The 17418-nt window shown below is 62.6% G+C and carries 17 protein-coding genes; 16 read left to right on the top strand and 1 reads right to left on the bottom strand.

Features of this window, described 5'->3' with window-relative positions; genetic code table 11:
* The first annotated feature begins 16 nt into the window (after positions 1-16).
* The 15 genes from JF539_RS25895 to JF539_RS25825 all read left to right on the top strand — a co-directional run bounded on the left by JF539_RS25895 (position 17) and on the right by JF539_RS25825 (position 15372).
* On the top strand, positions 17-889 hold the full coding sequence (locus JF539_RS25895) for a branched-chain amino acid ABC transporter permease (protein ID WP_207144069.1): 873 nt from the start codon (positions 17-19) through the stop codon (positions 887-889).
* Positions 890-891: 2 nt separating this feature from the next.
* A complete protein-coding gene (locus JF539_RS25890; protein ID WP_207144067.1) occupies positions 892-1848 on the top strand; it encodes a branched-chain amino acid ABC transporter permease in 957 nt (318 codons plus the stop codon).
* Positions 1848-2630 (top strand): ABC transporter ATP-binding protein, encoded by a 783-nt coding sequence (locus tag JF539_RS25885; protein WP_207144065.1) that lies wholly within the window; start codon positions 1848-1850, stop codon positions 2628-2630. Before JF539_RS25890 ends, JF539_RS25885 begins: the two co-directional genes overlap by 1 nt.
* Positions 2617-3318: an ABC transporter ATP-binding protein gene (locus tag JF539_RS25880; RefSeq protein WP_207144063.1), complete on the top strand. Its 702-nt coding sequence runs from the start codon at positions 2617-2619 to the stop codon at positions 3316-3318. The genes JF539_RS25885 and JF539_RS25880 overlap by 14 nt, the downstream gene beginning before the upstream one ends.
* A 37-nt stretch (positions 3319-3355) precedes the next feature.
* Positions 3356-5308, top strand: a complete 1953-nt coding sequence (locus JF539_RS25875) for a 3-hydroxyacyl-CoA dehydrogenase NAD-binding domain-containing protein (RefSeq protein ID WP_207144062.1) — start codon at positions 3356-3358, stop codon at positions 5306-5308.
* Positions 5309-5498: 190 nt separating this feature from the next.
* Positions 5499-6539, top strand: coding sequence for a TRAP transporter substrate-binding protein (locus JF539_RS25870; protein ID WP_207144060.1), 1041 nt, complete (start codon positions 5499-5501; stop codon positions 6537-6539).
* 66 nt (positions 6540-6605) lie between these two features.
* A complete protein-coding gene (locus JF539_RS25865) occupies positions 6606-7193 on the top strand; it encodes a TRAP transporter small permease (RefSeq protein ID WP_207144058.1) in 588 nt (195 codons plus the stop codon).
* Complete coding sequence (locus JF539_RS25860) at positions 7190-8506, top strand: TRAP transporter large permease (RefSeq protein WP_207144057.1); 1317 nt, start codon at positions 7190-7192, stop codon at positions 8504-8506. The genes JF539_RS25865 and JF539_RS25860 overlap by 4 nt, the downstream gene beginning before the upstream one ends.
* Positions 8507-8593: 87 nt before the next feature.
* Positions 8594-9358, top strand: a complete 765-nt coding sequence (locus JF539_RS25855) for an SDR family NAD(P)-dependent oxidoreductase (RefSeq protein ID WP_207144234.1) — start codon at positions 8594-8596, stop codon at positions 9356-9358.
* Between the two features lie 10 nt (positions 9359-9368).
* Positions 9369-10136 carry a crotonase/enoyl-CoA hydratase family protein gene (locus JF539_RS25850; protein WP_207144054.1) on the top strand — a complete coding sequence of 256 codons (768 nt, stop codon included), beginning with the start codon at positions 9369-9371 and terminating at the stop codon, positions 10134-10136.
* Positions 10137-10140: 4 nt separating this feature from the next.
* On the top strand, positions 10141-10617 hold the full coding sequence (locus JF539_RS25845; RefSeq protein WP_207144052.1) for a MarR family winged helix-turn-helix transcriptional regulator: 477 nt from the start codon (positions 10141-10143) through the stop codon (positions 10615-10617).
* A 33-nt stretch (positions 10618-10650) separates the two neighbouring features.
* Positions 10651-12465: a feruloyl-CoA synthase gene (locus tag JF539_RS25840; RefSeq protein ID WP_207144050.1), complete on the top strand. Its 1815-nt coding sequence runs from the start codon at positions 10651-10653 to the stop codon at positions 12463-12465.
* Between the two features lie 11 nt (positions 12466-12476).
* On the top strand, positions 12477-13349 hold the full coding sequence (locus JF539_RS25835; RefSeq protein WP_207144049.1) for an amidohydrolase family protein: 873 nt from the start codon (positions 12477-12479) through the stop codon (positions 13347-13349).
* Entirely contained in the window at positions 13346-13801 is a 456-nt protein-coding gene (locus JF539_RS25830) for a DUF3237 domain-containing protein (protein ID WP_207144047.1), read from the top strand. Before JF539_RS25835 ends, JF539_RS25830 begins: the two co-directional genes overlap by 4 nt.
* A gap of 8 nt (positions 13802-13809) precedes the next feature.
* The gene (locus JF539_RS25825; RefSeq protein ID WP_207144045.1) at positions 13810-15372 is read left to right on the top strand and encodes an acyl-CoA dehydrogenase family protein; all 1563 of its coding nucleotides are present in this window, start codon (positions 13810-13812) and stop codon (positions 15370-15372) included.
* A 117-nt stretch (positions 15373-15489) separates the two neighbouring features.
* Here JF539_RS25825 and JF539_RS25820 read toward each other — a convergent pair whose 3' ends face one another.
* Positions 15490-15840 carry a hypothetical protein gene (locus tag JF539_RS25820; RefSeq protein WP_207144044.1) on the bottom strand — a complete coding sequence of 117 codons (351 nt, stop codon included), beginning with the start codon at positions 15838-15840 and terminating at the stop codon, positions 15490-15492.
* Positions 15841-16215: 375 nt separating this feature from the next.
* On the opposite strand from JF539_RS25820, the gene JF539_RS25815 reads away from it, so the two are divergent.
* The gene (locus JF539_RS25815; RefSeq protein ID WP_209017606.1) at positions 16216-17346 is read left to right on the top strand and encodes a M20/M25/M40 family metallo-hydrolase; all 1131 of its coding nucleotides are present in this window, start codon (positions 16216-16218) and stop codon (positions 17344-17346) included.
* Positions 17347-17418: the final 72 nt, after the last annotated feature.

Raw genomic sequence — 17418 nt, 5'->3', positions numbered from 1 at the left:
TGCACGGGAGACGTCCATGGACGCCTTTATGCAGTTCATTTTTTCCGGCCTGACGGTCGGCGCGGTCTATGCCCTTGTCGCGCTGGGCTTCACGATCATCTACAACGCGTCCGACGTGGTGAACTTCGCCCAGGGTGAATTCGTGATGCTCGGCGGCATGATCACGGTCTTTGCCTTCGACGCCGGTCTGCCGCTGCCGCTTGCGGCCGCGATCGCCATCGTGATCACCGCGGGTATCGGCGTCGCGCTCAACAAGTTCGCGATCGAGCCGGCCCGCGGCGCGCCGGTGGTCACACTGATCATCATAACGATCGGGGCATCGATCCTGATCCGCGGCGCCTCCCAGGTCGTGTTCGACAAGCAGCTTCACCGTCTGCCGGCCTTTTCCGGCGACGACCCGATCCATGTTCTGGGCGCGACCCTGTTGCCGCAAAGCCTCTGGGTGATCGGCGGGGCCATCGGAATTTTCATCGCGCTGTGGCTGTTCTTCACCCGCACGCTTCTCGGCAAGGCCGTCCTTGCGACCGCCAACAACAGGCTCGCCGCGCAGCTTGTCGGCATCAACACCGGCTTCGTCATGACGCTGTCGTTTGCCCTGTCGGCAGCCATCGGTGCGCTTGCGGGCGTTCTGGTGACACCGATCACCCTGGTGAGTTACGACGTCGGCGTCGGCCTCGCTCTGAAGGGCTTCGCCGCCGCGATGCTCGGCGGCATGGGCAATCCGAAAGGCGCGCTCGCAGGCGGTCTTCTCCTCGGCCTGTTCGAGGCTCTGACGGCGGGTTACATCTCGTCCCAATACAAGGAAGCTGTCGCCTTCATCGTCATCCTTGCCGTGCTCTTCGTCATGCCCCAGGGCCTGTTCGGCGCGAAAAAGACGGAGAGGGTCTGACCATGTCCGCCAACAGCAAATGGGTCCAGCTTGCCGTTCTGGCCGGCATCATGCTGGTCCTGCCCGTATTCTTCCCCTCCGGTTACTACTATCGGGTCGGCGCGCTGGTTTATGTCAACGCGCTCTCCGTGATCGGGCTCGTCATCCTGATCGGATACGCGGGGCAAATCAGTCTCGGCCATGCGGGCTTCGCCGGGATCGGCGCCTATGCCTGTGCGCTCGCGCCGGTTCATCTCGGTATTCACCCCGCGCTTGCCGTGCTGCTTGGAGCGGTCATTTCCGGCGTGCTCGCAATCCTCATCGGTCGGCCGATCCTGCGGCTGAAAGGCTATTATCTGGCGGTCGCCACGCTCGGCTTCGGCATCCTGGTCTCCATGGTTCTGTCGAACGAACGCGGTCTGACCGGCGGTCCGGACGGCATGGCCGTGCCCGACCTCGGCCTGCGCCAGGTTCTGCGCGGCATGGGGCTGAAGCTGTCCGGCGGCGAATTCTGGTATATCGCCAACGCGCTCGTGCTTCTGGTCGCGATCTGGATCGCGCTGAATCTCTTTCACAGCGCGACGGGCCGCGCCATGCGGGCGCTCCACGGTTCGGAAACCGCCGCGCGCACAGTCGGGATCGACGTTGCCCGCTACAAGCTGCAGGCCTTCGTGATCTCCGCCGTCTATGCCTCCGTCGCCGGCTCGCTGCTGGCGCTCCAGAACGGCTTTATAACCCCCGATGTCGCCGGCTTCATGCATTCGGTGGAGATGGTGACCATGGCGGTGCTGGGTGGTGTCGGATCCGTGCTCGGGGCAACCCTGGGTGCGGCGATCCTGACCCTTCTGCCTCAGGTTCTGACGGTTCTGGCCGACTATGAGCAGCTCGTCCTCGGCCTGATCATGATCCTGGTCATGATCTTCCTGCCGCTGGGTCTGTTGCCGTCCATTGCCGCGCGGATCAGATGGAGGGGCGTGTGATGGCCATTCTCGAAATCAACGGCCTGGGCATCAGCTTCGGCGGCTTGCGCGCCGTCAACGATGTCAGCTTTTCCGTCAAGCCGGGCGAGATCGTTTCGGTAATCGGCCCGAACGGCGCCGGCAAGACCACGCTCTTCAACATGATTTCCGGTGTTTACCTGCCGAGCGACGGCGAGGTGAAACTCAACGGCGAGAACGTGACCGCGAAAGCCCCGCATCTTCTGGCCGAAAAAGGCCTTACACGGACGTTCCAGAACCTGCAGATCTTCCAGGAAATGACGGTTCTGGAAAATGTTCTCGCGGGCTTCCATCTGAGCGTGCGCCCGTCGATCCTGAGTGATCTTCTGTCGCTGCCGGGCGCGAAGCGCCGCTCCGCGGAAGCGCGCGAAAAGGCGATGGCCTTCCTGGAAAAGGTCCGCCTGGCCAACGCGGCGGAAGAGGAAGCGGGAAATCTTTCCTATGGCGCGCTGAAGCGCCTGGAGATCGCCCGCGCGCTCGCTGTCGGACCGAAGGTGCTCCTGCTCGACGAGCCGGCCGCCGGCTGCAACGCGGTGGAGACGGAAGAAATCGACGAGCTGATCGCCGAACTCGCCCAGTCCGGAATCGCCATCTTGCTGGTCGAGCACGACATGAAGATGGTGATGCGGATATCCAACCATATCGTGGTGCTGGATCACGGCGAGAAGATCGCCGAAGGCACGCCGGAGGCCGTTTCCAAAAACCCGGACGTGATCGCCGCCTATCTCGGCGCCGAGGAGGAGCCTGCTCATGCTGACGGTTGAGGGACTGCGCTCGGCCTACGGCCATATCGAGGTGCTGCACGGGATCGATCTTGAGGTTTCGTCGCGCGAAATCGTCACCGTCGTGGGCGCCAACGGCGCGGGCAAGACAACGCTTTTGAAGTGCCTGTCCGGCACCCAGCCGGTCACCGGCGGCGATATCCGCTTTCGCGGCGACGCCCTGACCGCCGTGCCCGCCTACAAGCGCCTGCGCCGGGGTTTGGCCCAGTCGCCTGAGGGACGGCAGATCTTCACCAATCTTTCGGTTGAGGAAAATCTCCGGCTCGGCGCCTTTCTCTTCACGGACGACAGGGTCGACCGGGACATGGAAGATGCCTTCCAGATGTTTCCGATCCTGCGCGAGAAGCGTAATCTGGCGGCCGGAGGCCTGTCGGGCGGGCAGCAGCAGATGCTGGCGATCGCCCGGGCGCTGATGGGGCGTCCGCATTGCCTGCTGCTCGACGAGCCGTCCATGGGTCTTGCCCCGCTTCTGGTCGCGCAGATCTTCGAGGTGGTCAAATCGCTCCGCGACAAGGAAGTCACCGTGCTTCTTGTGGAGCAGAACGCCTATGGCGCGCTGAAGATTGCCGATCGCGGCTATGTCATGGAAACCGGGCGGATCACGCTGTCCGGTCCATCCGGCGAGTTGATCGAGGACCCGCGCGTCCGCGAAGCCTATCTGGGTCTTTAGGTTCAGGTCCTGGGAGGACCAGTCTCAAGGAGTAGTCATGTCCGTTCTGTCCGTCAGCCATGAAGGCGAAATCGCCGTTGTGACGCTCGACAATCCGCCGGTAAACGCCATTTCGGAAGAGGTCCGCAAGGGCCTCTTCGAGCTGGCCGGACAGCTTGATGCCGATGACGGTGTGAAGGCGGTGGTGCTGATCTGCGCAGGCCGGACATTTATCGCCGGTGCCGATGTGCGTGAATTCGGCAAGCCGCCGGTTGAACCGCATCTGCCCGATGTGGTGACGCGGCTGGAACAGGCGGAAAAACCCTGGGTCGCGGCGATCCACGGGGCTGCGCTCGGCGGCGGCTTCGAGATCGCCATGGGTTGCCGGTTCCGTGTCGCCGAGGAAAAGGCGAAGGTCGGGCTCCCGGAAGTGACTCTTGGGGTTATCCCCGGCGCGTCCGGTACGGTCCGGACACCGCGTCTTGCAGGGTTGGAAACGGCGGTGGAACTGGCAACCACCGGCAAGCCGATGACGGCGGCTCGTGCCCTGGAAAAGGGTCTGATCGACAAGGTGGTCGCAGGAGATCTCAGACAGGAGGCGACAGCGTTTGCGCGGCAGGTCCTGAATGTACCGCTGCCGACACCTGTTTCCGAGCGGCCGGTCGAGGTCAGGGACGAGGCCTTTTGGCAAAGTGCTGCCAAGGCGGCGGGCAGGGCCGGCCATCGAGCGCCGCTCGCGGCTCTGGAGAGCATTCGTTTCGCCGTCAGTCATTCCTTTGAAGAGGCGATGGCGCACGAGCGGCAGACCTTCCTGGAGCTGCGCGGCTCCGACGAGGCGGCGGCCTTGCGCGCCGTCTTTTTCGCCGAACGCGCGGCCCCGCGGCCGGAGTTTCTGAAAGGCATCGAGCCACGGCCGGTCAGGACGGTCGGCGTTGTCGGCGGCGGCACCATGGGCTCCGGCATTGCCTCCGCCTGCCTGTCTTCCGGCCTGGAGGTCGTCCTGATCGAGCGCGATGACGACGCGCTGTCCCGTGGCGCCGCGAATGTCGAAAGAACCTTCGACGGCGCGGTCAAGCGCGGCAAGATGAGCGCGGACGGCAAGGCGGCCCTCATGACGAAGCTTGGCGCCTCGACGGATTATGCTTCGCTTGGCGATTGCGATCTGGTGATCGAGGCCGTCTTCGAGGAAATCTCGGTCAAGCGCGAGGTGTTCGAGAAGCTGAACCGCCATTGCCGCGCCGATGCTATTTTGGCGACGAACACATCCTATCTCGATCCGCGCGGCATCGCGTCGTCGCTGGACGATCCAAGCCGGTTCCTGGGCCTGCATTTCTTCAGCCCGGCCAACATCATGAAGCTTCTGGAAATCGTTCCGGTTCCCGAGACCGCACCGGACGTTCTGGCCGCCGCCTTCGCGCTCGGCCGGCAGCTCGGCAAGATCCCGGTCCGCTCCGGCATCTGCGAAGGCTTCATTGGCAACCGCATCCTGAAGCGCTATCGCGCCGAAGCGGAGACCCTCGTTCGCGAAGGCGTTGCCATTGCCGATGTGGACGCCGCGATGCGGGGCTTCGGCTTCAAGATGGGCCCCTTCGAAGCCCAGGACCTGGGCGGTCTCGACATTGCCTTCCTGCAGCGCGAAGGCGCCCGCAAGGACGGGCAGGACGTTCCCGAAACGCTCGGCGACATTCTGGTGCGCGCGGGACGCACGGGTCAGAAATCCGGTGGCGGCTGGTACGATTACGCCGAAGGCGACCGCAAGCCGCTCGCCTCGGCAACGGTCTCGGAGCTGCTCGCATCGAAGATAAGCGGATCGGCGACGCTGACGGGCGAAGAGATCGCCGCCCGCCTGGTCGGCACGATGGCGGCGGAGGGAGAGGCCATCCTTGAAGAGGGCATTGCGGCCAGCGGTTCCGACATCGACCTGGTCGAGATTCATGGATACGGCTTTCCGCGCTGGAAGGGCGGGCCGATGTTCTGGAGCGAGCGGGTCTCCGGTACACGCCAGGACTGAACACAAATCGCCATGGCAATTCAGGATTTAATGCGGCGGGTTTTTCTCGACTCCGAGATCGGGACGCTGTTGAATTGGCACTGGACAAAGTCCGAAAAGTAGTTATTCAATATAACTATTATAGACCATCACATAGCCGGAGGGAGGAAACCCGGTGATGTGGTGGAGTTGATCTGACAGGGAGGAAACGATGATCAACTTTGACAAGCGCCTTGTGAAATGGGCGTGTGCCGCCGCGTGTTCGGCGATGACACTCACTGCCATTCCATCCGCTTCGTTCGCGCAGGAGGTGACGCTTCGTCTTCACCAGTTCCTGCCTGCCCAGGCGAATGTGCCGAAAAACGTCCTGGACCCCTGGGCGGACAAGGTCGAAGCCGACTCCGGCGGCCGGATCAAGATCGAACGCTATCCCGCCATGCAGCTCGGCGGTAAGCCGCCGGAGCTTATCGATCAGCTGGTCGATGGCGTCGCCGATATCGTCTGGACCGTCTCCGGCTACACCCCGGGCCGTTTCCCGCGCGCGGAGGTATTCGAGCTTCCCTTCACCATGGCCGATGCCGAAGCTTCGTCCCGTGCCTACTGGAAACTCGCTGAAGAAACCATGATGGACACGGACTTCGCCGACTTCAAGCCGCTGGGGCTCTGGGTGCACGGACCGGGTGTGATCCACTCCTCCAAGCCCATCGAGAGCCAGTCGGACCTGAACGGGGTCAAGCTGCGCGCGCCGACCCGCGTGACCAACGTCCTGTTCTCAAACCTCGGCGCCACCCCGATCGGCATGCCGGTTCCGGCGATCCCCGAAGCGCTCAGCAAGGGGGTGGTCGACGCGACAGTCATTCCCTGGGAAGTCGTCGGCGCGCTCAAGGTGAACGAACTCGTCAAGAACCACACCGAGTTTCCGGACAAGGCGCTCTACACGACCACGTTCATCTTTGCCATGAACAAGGACAAATACGATTCCCTGCCGGACGATCTCAAGGCCGTGATCGATGCGAACTCGGGCCTCGAATTCTCCGCGTTCGCCGGTAAGCAGATGCAGGCCGACGATGCCGGACCGCGCGCGGCGGCCGTTGAGATGGGCAACAACATCATCGAGCTCTCCAGCGAGCAGGCCGCGGAGTGGCAGGCAGCCGCCCAGGGCACCGTCGATGCCTGGACCGCCGAGATGGATGAAAAGGGCCTCGACGGCACCGGACTGCGCAAGCGGGTCGACGAACTCCTGGCCGAATAATCGTCGGAGCGAACATCCCGGCAGGACATCCTGCCGGGACAGTTTTCCGGCAAGGGAACAATGAACATGCTGTTTCAACTGATGGAGCGCGTGGCGCGCTTCATGGCAATTCTTGGCGGCCTGGTGCTGACGGTTCTCATCGCGCTGACCTGCATCAGCGTGCTCGGGCGCGGTCTGAACACACTCGGGCATTCGCCCTTCCTGAACGCTCTGTCGGAAGGGATCGCGAAGGCGCTGATCGCGACGGGTGTCGGACCGGTTTCCGGGGATTTCGAACTGGTCGAGGCCGGTATCAGTTTCTCGATTTTCGCCTTCCTTCCCATCTGCCAGCTCCGGAAGGGGCACGCGACCGTCGATATTTTCACCAACGCTCTGCCGCAAGCCGTGAACCGGTTTCTGACGGCCTTCTGGGAAGTGCTGTTGAGCGGTCTTATCGTCCTGATCACCTGGCGGCTCTATGTCGGCATGAGCGACAAGATGCGCTACGGCGAGACAACCTTCCTGCTCCAGTTCCCGGTCTGGTGGGCCTATGCCTTGAGCCTCGCCGCTGCGGTGATTGCGTCCGTTGTCGCCCTTTACTGTGCCTATGTGAGCATCGTTGAGGCGGTTACCGGCAAGCGTATCCGGTTCGTACCCGAGGGAGGCGTGCATTGACCTCCCTTGAACTGGGCTACCTGTCCTTTCCCGTTCTGCTCCTCTTGATTTTCCTAAGAGCGCCCATCGGCCTGGCGATGATGATCTGCGGTCTGGGCGGTCTCTACTTCGCGACGGGAACGCCGGCGATCTTTCTCTCCAAGCTGAAGAACGAGACCTATTCCACCTTCTCCAGCTATTCCCTGACCATTATTCCGATGTTCCTGCTGATGGGCCAGTTCGCGACCCATTCCGGCATGTCCTCGTCCCTGTTCAAGGCCGCGGAAAGCTGGCTCGGGCACCGCAAGGGCGGTGTGGCCATGGCTGCCGTCGGTGCCTGCGCGGGCTTCGGCGCGATCTGCGGATCGTCTCTGGCCACGGCCGCGACCATGAGCCGGGTCGCCCTGCCGGAGCTCCGCCGCTACGGGTATTCCGGCGGCTTCTCCACGGCAACGCTCGCCGCCGGCGGAACCCTTGGCATTCTGATCCCGCCGTCGGTCATCCTGGTGATCTACGCGATCCTGACGGAACAGAACATCGCCAAGCTGTTCCTGGCGGCTTTCGTCCCGGGCATCCTCGCGGCAATCGGTTATATCATCACCATTTCGATCTACGTGCGCCTCAATCCGGATTCCGCCGGAACCCGCGAAGCGGTTCCCTATGGCGAAAGGCTTCGGGCACTGATGGATGTCTGGCCGGTGCTTCTGGTCTTCGGGCTCGTCGTCGGCGGCATCTACCTCGGCTGGTTCACGCCCACCGAGGGCGCCGCAGTGGGTGCGGCCGGAACCGGCCTGCTCGCCCTTTTCTCGGGCAACCTGACCTGGGCAATCTTCAAGGACAGCATTGTCCAGACGGCCATGAGCACCGCGATGATCTTCTTCATCGTCCTGGGCGCGAGTTTCTACAACAGCTTCCTGGCGCTCAGCCAGGTGCCGCAGGAGCTTTCCGGCTGGGTTGTCGGCCAGGGCTTCAGCCCCTGGACGGTGCTGATGCTGATCCTGCTGTTCTATCTGGTCTTCGGCTGCCTCATGGACAGCCTGTCCATGATCCTGCTGACGATCCCGATCTTCTTCCCCGTCATCAGCGTGCTCGATTTCGGCATGACCCCGGAGCATCTGGCGATCTGGTTCGGCATTCTCGTGCTGATCGTGGTCGAGGTCGGCCTGATCACGCCGCCGGTGGGGATGAACCTTTTCATCATCAACGCGATGGACCGCCAGACCCCGATGACAGAGACCTACAAGGCGGTTCTCTGGTTCGTCATCTCGGATATTCTGAGGGTCGTTCTGCTGGTTCTGTTTCCGTCGATCACCCTGTTCCTGCTGGCCGGTTAACCCGGCCGGCGGACGAGGGAAGCCTTCGCGCGTAAAAATAGATATGAGACATAATAATGATGAAACAAACTGAACTGGGGCTGCATGATGCTGGTATCTGAAACCGCCGTTCTCGTGACCGGGGGCGGTAGCGGACTGGGGGCTGCCACGGCGCGTCATTTCGCAAGCCGGGGCGCCAGGGTCGCCATTCTCGATTATGCCATCGACAAGGCTGAAAGCGTCGCGGCCGATATCGGCGGATGCGCCGTTCAGGCGGATGTGTCTGACCCGGATGCCGTTGACAGCGCAATCGAGGAAGCCGCCGGAAAGCTCGGATCCGTACCGCGTGTTGTCGTCAATTGCGCCGGCGTCGGCCTGGCCGCCCGCATCGTCGGACGGGAAGGCAAGACCTCCTTCGATGTTTTTGAAAAGACCTTGAAGGTGAACCTTTTCGGCACCTATCACGTCATGAGCCATGCCGCGAAACGCATGATGAACCTTGATCCCTTGGAAACCGGTGAGCGTGGCGTGATCGTCAACACCGCGTCGGTCGCCTATGAGGACGGCCAGCTTGGGCAGGCCGCCTATGCGGCGTCGAAAGGCGGTATCGCTTCCATGTGCCTGCCGGCCGCCCGGGAATTCGCGGCCTACGGCATTCGCGTCGCCGCCATCGCGCCCGGGCTCTTCAAGACGCCGATGATGGAAGGATTGCCGGAGGAGGTCAGCGCGAAGATCGCCGCCAACATTCCCTTCCCGCCGCGGCTCGGAGAGCCTGAGGAATATGCGCTTCTCGCCGAGCATATCGTAACCAACCCGTTCCTCAACGGAACGACCATCCGCCTGGATGGGGCCGTGCGTCTGCCGCCCCGCTGAGGAAAATCCGATGACTGACCCGATACTGAAAATCGACCTGGACGGCGCCGTTGCCACCCTGACCATGAACCGGCCGGACAAGCGCAACGCCATGTGCGACGAATTGCTGGCGGCGCTGGACGGCTTCTTTTCCAATCCGCCGGCGGACGTGAAGGTCGCCGTTCTGACGGGGACCGCCGGCCATTTCTGTTCCGGGCTGGACCTGAGCGAACATGTTGCCCGCGACGCCGAAGGCACCATGCGCCATTCGCGCGGCTGGCATCAGGTGATGGATCGTATTCAGTTCGGCGGACTGCCGGTGGTCTCTGCGCTTTTCGGGGCGGTGATCGGCGGTGGCCTGGAGCTGGCGGCGTCGACGCATGTTCGGGTGGCCGATCCCTCCGCCTTCTTTCAATTGCCGGAAGGCCGGCGGGGCATCTTCGTCGGCGGCGGCGCAAGCGTGCGCGTGGGGCGGATCCTTGGCGCCGACCGGATGACGGAAATGATGCTCACCGGCCGGAAATACAACTCCGATGAGGGGCTCGCGCTCGGCCTGACTCACTACGTCGTCGGCGAGAACGAAGCCCTGGCGAAGGCCCGGGAGCTGGCGGCCAGAATCGCCGCCAACGCGCCCCTGTCGAACTACATCATGATCCAGGCCCTGGCGCGCATCGAGGACATGTCGAAGGCGGATGGGCTCTTCACCGAAAGCCTGTGCGCCGCGATCACGCAAACCAGCCCGGATGCGCTCGAGGGGCTTGCCGCCTTCCTCGAAAAACGCAAGCCGAATTTCAGGTGACGCCATGAAGAAAACCGCCCCGGAGCCGGAAACCGTCGGCGGGACCGTCCGCGTGAGCGACAAGACGCTGCGGTCCCTGCACGGCTATCAGATGAAACGGACGTTCAACGTCATTCAGTCCGATCTGATCCAGACGCTGAAACCGTTCGATCTCAGGATGCTGACCTATACCGCGCTCGTGCTGATCGTCGACAATCCGGGCCTGCGCCAGTCGCAGCTCGCGGAGGCGATGGATGTCGAGCGTCCCAACCTTGTTGTCATCCTGGACGAGCTGGAACGCCGCGATCTGATCGTCCGGGATCGCCTGAAGACCGACCGCCGGGCCTATGCGCTGAAGGCGACGCTCTCCGGGCGACGCCTCTGCGAGAAGGCCGTCGCCGCCGTGTCGAAACACGAGGAACATCTGCTGCGGGGCATTGGTCCGGAAGACCGGGCAGTCGCGATTGAGGTTATGCGGCGGATCGAGGCCAACCGCCGGTAAAATTGAATTTGCAGTCTTTGGGAGGAGTCCTGCATGAAGCGTACTTCGGCTTTCCAGCCGCATTCCGTCGAGCGGGAGGACCGCGCCGACGGCACGATCCTGCTCAGATCGAAACACGAGCTGACCAAGCCGGTGGCCCGCACGGGCGACTGGCTTCTGAAGTGGGCGGACAAGGCCCCTGACCGGGTGTTCCTCGCGGAACGCAGCGGTGCGGGTTGGCGGGAGGAGACCTATGCCAGCGTGCTTCAGAAGGTCCGGGCCGTCGGCTCATCGCTGCTTGCCCGCGGACTGGGGCCGGAAACGCCGATCCTCGTGATCTCCGGAAATGGCGTCGATCACGGCATCCTTGCGCTCGCGGCGCAATATGTCGGCGTGCCGATCGTGCCGGTCGCCGAACAATACGCCCTGATCCACGGTGCACACGGACGTTTGCGGGAGGCGATCCGTCTGATTGGCCCGAGAATGGTCTACGCGGTTGACGCGGAGCAATATGGCGAGGCGCTTGATCTCGATGTCCTGCAAGGAGTCGAAATCGTTTGCAGCCGTCCTGGAAGCCGCAGTGTGACCGCCTTCGCTGATCTTTTGAAGGGAGACAACGCCACGGACCCCGACGCCGCCTTCGACACGGTGACGGCGGACACGGTTGGCAAGATCCTCATGACCAGCGGCTCCACCTCCAGCCCGAAAGGGGTTTTGACGACCCACCGCATGATGTGCGTCAACCAGGAGCAACTGGCGGATGCCTTGCCTTTCCTGCGCGCGCGTCCGCCGGTCATCGTCGACTGGCTGCCCTGGAACCATGTCTTCGGCGGCTCGCACAATTTCAACATGATGCTGGCCAATGGCGGCAGTCTCTATATTGACGACGGCAAGCCGGTAAAGGGCCTGTTCGACCGTACGGTCGAGAACCTGAAGCTGAAGACCGGCACGCTCGCCTTCAACGTGCCGCTCGGCTTTGGCATGCTCTTGAGCGCGCTGGAAGCGGACAGGGACCTGCGCCGCCGCTTTTTCGAGGATCTCGATCTGATTTTCTACGCCGGAGCGTCCCTGCCTCAGGAGGTCTGGGCGGGTTTCGAGCGCATGACCTACGAGATCAAGGGCGAGATCCCGCTGATGACCTCCTCCTGGGGGCTGACCGAGACGGCGCCTTCCGCGATGATGCAGCAGGAGCCGGCCCCCCGGTCCGGTATCGTCGGCGTGCCGGTGAACGGGGTGACCGTGAAACTGATCCCGGACGAGGACATGCGCTGCGAGATCCGGGTCAAGGGACCGAACATCATGCCCGGCTATTTCAACGATCCCGAGAAGACCAAAGCCGCCTTCGACGAGGAAGGCTACTTCATCACCGGCGATGCGATGGTGTTTCTCGACGAGAAAGACCCCGACAAGGGCATGCGCTTCGACGGCCGGATCTCCGAGGACTTCAAGCTCCAGTCCGGGACCTGGGTCCGGGCGGCCCAGCTCAAGCTGGACATGCTCTCCCGTCTTGCCCCTCTGGCGTCCGATCTGATCGTGACCGGCGCCGACCGCGGCCAGATCGGGGTCATGATTTTCCCGAACGTGGCCGAACTCACCCGTGAGGGCTTCGCGCTCCAGGAAGACGGCGGTGCCTATTCCTGCGAGTTGCTGCAGGGGGAAATTCATCGCAGGCTCAGCGAGCGGGCTCGCGAAATCAGCGGCAGTTCGGCCCTGGTGTCCCGCGCCATCGTCCTGTCGGACCCGCCATCCATGCCGGAAGGCGAAATGACGGCCAAGGGCAACCTGAATGCCCGCAAGGTCCTGACGCGCCGGGCAGCCCTGCTGGAACGCCTTTACATCGACAACGACCCCGCAGTGGTCACAATCTGAGGACGGAGACAATGGTCGACATCACCAAGGTCCGCGCGATCGACATCCACACCCATGCCGAGGAACCCTGCGGCTGCCACACGGACGACGGCTATGACGATTTGCAGGCGACCATGGCGAAATATTTCCGCGCGCCGTGGAGCCACCCGCCGACCGTGCCGCAAACCGCGGCCCATTACCGCGAGCAGAACATCGCCGCCGTCATCTTTCCCGTCGATGCGGAACGGGAGACCGGTTACCGGCGCTACAAGAACGAGGAAGTCGCGGGACTTGCCGCCGAGAATGCCGATGTGCTGATCCCGTTTGCGTCCATCGACCCGCACAAGGGCAAGATGGGGGTGCGCGAGGCGCGCCGTCTGATCCGGGATTTCGGCATCAAGGGGTTCAAGTTTCATCCGACGATGCAGGGCTTCTATCCCAACGACCGGATGGCCTACGACCTTTACGAAGCGATCGCCGAGGAAGGCCTGATCGCGTTGTTTCACACCGGTCAGACGGGCGTGGGTAGCGGCATGCCCGGCGGCAACGGCATGCGCCTCAAGTATTCCAACCCGATGTATATGGACGACGTTGCCGTCGATTTTCCGGAGATGAAGATCATCCTGGCGCATCCCTCCTTCCCCTGGCAGGAAGAGGCGCTCGCCGTCGCCCAGCACAAGCCCAATGTCTATATCGATCTCTCCGGCTGGTCGCCGAAATACTTCCCCGAGATCCTGGTCAAATACTGCAATTCGATCCTGAAGAAGAAGGTTCTGTTCGGCTCCGACTGGCCGATGATCACCCCGGAACGCTGGCTCGCCGATTTCGAGAAGATCGCGATCAAGGATGAATTGCGCCCCGACATCATCAAGGGCAATGCCGCCCGGCTCCTGGGGCTGTCATGACCGCCCCGGCGCTCGACCACGTCTGCGACCTGACCGTCGAACTCGGACCCGTGAGGGAAATGGGCCCTGGCCGCAACGGCCTGCGGCGGATCATTCCGATTGTGGGCGGTACGGCCACCGGGAGCATTTCCGGCAAGGTTCTGAACCTGGGCGCGGACTGGCAGACCATTCTCGCCGACGGCTCCGCCGATATCGACACCCGCTACGCGGTCGAGACGGATGACGGCGCGGTCATCGAAATCGTCAACAAGGGTGTGCGGCACGGCCCGCCGGAGGTTCTCGAAGCGCTGGCGCGCGGCGAGGATGTCGATCCCGCCCTTTATTATTTCCGCACCACCGCCCGGCTCGAGACCGGTGCGCCGGCCTATGCCTGGGTCAACCGGACGCTTTTCGTCGGCACCGGCCGGCGTCTTGCCTCCGCCGTGCGGATCTCTCTTTTCTCCATTCGCTGAAGCACCCGATGAAACCCTTTTCCGCTCCCCTCGACGATATCCTGTTCTCGCTCACCCATGTTGCCGGTGCCGCCGGGTTGCCGCACTGGGATGCGGACCTCGCGTCGGAAATCGGCGCGCATTTCGCCGCCTTTGCGGAGGAACAGTTCGCGCCGCTCAATGAGCCCGGCGATCGCCAGGGCTGCCGCCTGGAAGCGGGGCGGGTGCGAATGCCTGACGGCTTCAAGGCGGCCTATGAGGCCTATTGCGAGCAGGGTTGGCCGGGCCTTTCGGCACCGGAAGCCTTCGGGGGGCAGGGCTTGGATGCGACCGTTCTCGCCATCACCTCAGAAATCTTCTCCGGCGCGAACCACAGCTTGCAGATGGTGACCGGACTGGTGCCCGGCGCGATCAGTACCTTGATGAATTTCGGAATGGAAGATCAGCAGACCCGCTTCCTGCCGGCCCTGGCGTCCGGCGAGGCGCTGGCGACCATGTGTCTGACGGAGCCGGAAGCCGGCTCCGACCTGGCGCGCATCCGTTGCCGTGGCGAGGAACAGGGTGGAAGCTGGCGGATTTCCGGCGAAAAGATCTTCATCTCCGGCGGAGATCAAGACCTCAGCCCCCTCATTCATCACCTTGTACTCGCCCGCACCTCCGACGACGGCCTGAAGGGTCTGTCCCTTTTCATCTGCCCGAAGCTGCTGGAAAACGGGGAGCAGAACCGGATATCCGTGACCCGGATCGAGGAGAAAATGGGGCTCCACGCGTCGCCGACCTGCCAGATGCGGTTCGAGAATGCGGAAGGCGAGCTGATCGGCCGGCCCGGCGAAGGGCTGAAGGCTATGTTCACGCTGATGAACCACGCCCGGGTCGATGTTGCCCTGCAAGGCGTGGCCCATGCGGCGCGCGCTTACGATGTCGCGCGCGCCTATGCGGCGGAACGCATCCAGGGGCGCGGACCGGACGGCAAACCGGCGACGCTGGACCGGCACGCCGATATCCGCCGCATGCTGGAGGAAATCGACGGTCTCGCCCTGAGTGGCCGGGCGCTGGCGCATCTGACACTGGTGACCATCGAGGCAGGCAGGGACCCGGATCTGGCGGAGTTCCTGAAACCGATCGCGAAGGTCTTTTGCACCGAAGCCGGCATGCGTGCCACGGAACTCGGAATGCAGGTTCTCGGCGGCTACGGCTACCTGAAGGAATACGCGCTGGAACAGGCCTATCGCGACGCGCGTATCACCGCCATCTACGAAGGTGCCAACGGCATCCACGAGAAGGCGCTCGCCACACGCCTCTTGGCAAAACAGCCGGGTCAGGCCTTCGCGGAATTTCTGCAAGGCGAATGCGCGCGCCTCGAAACGGTCAGTCCGATTGTCGGGTCCCTTTACGCATCCTGGTGCGACGCAAGGGACAAGGTTTTGTCCGCGCAAGACCCTTCGGAACTCGCCCATGCCTTCATGCGCCGGACGGCGGACAGCCTGATCCAGGTGCTTTGGGCCCGCATGTTGGAAAAAGCCCACTTGCACCCGGACCCGGTCCGTCTCAGGCGGTGTTTCGACAGGGCTGTGGCGGGCTATGCCTGCTAGGGTTCCTCGGAAAGAGCCAACAGGTATCGAACCACTGACGGTCGCAGGTGAACGGTGCTCAGCTAACGAAGAGGGTCCGTCTTCAGGCCTGCTTTTGCTTGGAACCGTGCGTTTGCTCTAGCTGGACTTGTTTCCGTACTTGAATTTGAATTTTTCACCACCGATGTTGGCAACGCCGTTCCCGCTTCGATAATTCTGTTCGATCGTGAACCAGAAAGTTCCCTTGTTGCCATCCGTGCAAACAAAATTTCCTTTGCCGTATCCAGCAGCCAGGTCATTGACGGAGTCAAATCGGCCTTTACATTTTCGACCTTTATTGCTCGCGATATTGAATTTGCCCGACTGAAATCCAAGTGCGCTGCCCTTGAAAGTTTCCGTTCCTCTGGCGTTGCTACCAGTGATTTCAAATTCGCTACCGCAACCGGAAAGGGCGAGGGAGACAGACAATACCAAAAGCGGCAATCTCATTGTTGTTCATCCTGTTTCTTGATCTAAACGGCATCTCTGAAATTGATTTTGTGCCCAAGGACACAAGAGCCAACGTCCACCGGCAGTGCGTCTATAGACAATTCAGGATTGCATATTTTCACGACCATATCCAAGGCGTTTGTTTGTTTTTCTCCTGGTGCTGTCGTATTCGAATTTGAAGAATTTTCCTTCCGAAACACTTTTGCTTGCAGGCCTGGTGAATTGAGTGACGAGAACGCTCAAAAAGGCTTCCGGTATCGACTGCGGCGGCTGGCTTCGCTAACAATCAGGTTCCGACTTCTTTCGATAGGTCCTTTGCCTGTCATCCTGCATCTCGATCCACGAAACTTGCCCTCAACACCCGGAGATTTGCCGTTGCCGCTCGACCGTCTCGATTTCAATACCGACCGGATTCTCGCGGGCCTGAAGCCCTGGGTCGAATGCGAGAGCCCGACCTACGATGCCGCCGCCGTCGACCGGATGATGGACCTGGCGACCTACGATCTGGTCGCGGCAGGCGCCTCCGTCGAACGCATTCCTGGCCGCATGGGCTTCGGCGGTTCGGTAAGGGCGACTTTTCCGCACAAAAAGACGGGTGCACCGGGCATCCTGATTTCCGGCCATCTCGACACCGTGCACCCGAAGGGAACGCTGGAGGTCCTGCCCTGGCGGATCGAAGACGGCAAGTGCTACGGGCCGGGCGTCATGGACATGAAGAGCGGCAACTATCTGGCCATCGAGGCCCTGCGCAAGCTGGCGCTGGCCGGGATCGAAACGCCGTTGCCGGTGACAATCCTGTTCACGCCGGACGAGGAGGTCGGTACGCCGTTGACCCGCGACCTGATCGAGATGGAAGCGCGCAAGAACAAATATGTTCTGGTCCCGGAACCGGCGAGCGCCGACGGCGGAGCGGTCACCGGTCGCTATGCGATCGCCCGCTTCAACCTGAAGACAAGGGGCAGGCCGAGCCACGCCAGCTGGGCGCTCGAAGACGGCCGTTCGGCGATTGCCGCCATGGCGAAGAAGATCCTGGAAATAGAAGCCATGACCACGCCGGACTGCACCTTCAGCGTCGGCGTCGTCCATGGCGGCCAGTGGGTCAATTGCGTTTCGTCCACTTGCGAGGCGGAAGTGCTCAGCATGGCCAAGCGCCAGGAAGACCTGGACGAAGGCGTCGAAAAGATGCTCGCCCTGAACGGCGAGGAAAACGGCGTCGTCTTCGAGGTCACCCGCGGCGTCACGCGCCCCGTCTGGGAGCCGGGCGAAGGCACCCTGCAGATGTATGAGATCGCCCGGGAGATTTCTCAGGAAATCGGCTTCGAGCTCAATCACGGCAGCGCCGGCGGCGGTTCGGACGGCAACTTCACCGGCGCCATGGGCATTCCGACCCTCGATTCCATCGGCGCCCGCGGGCGCGGCCTTCACACGCTCGATGAGCACATCTTCATCGACAGCCTTGTCGAGCGCGCGCAGCTTATGGCCGGGCTTTTGACGCGGTTGAAGTGAGGGGTTGTTTGCCTCTCCTAAAGTCACCCCGGCCAAGCGAAGCGCGAGCCGGGATCGGAGAGCCATAGGTGT

The organism is Roseibium aggregatum, assembly GCF_017309185.1.
GTDB lineage: Bacteria > Pseudomonadota > Alphaproteobacteria > Rhizobiales > Stappiaceae > Roseibium > Roseibium aggregatum_B.
Note: the sequence above shows the minus strand (reverse complement) of the source record. Positions and strands in the feature narration are given on the sequence as shown.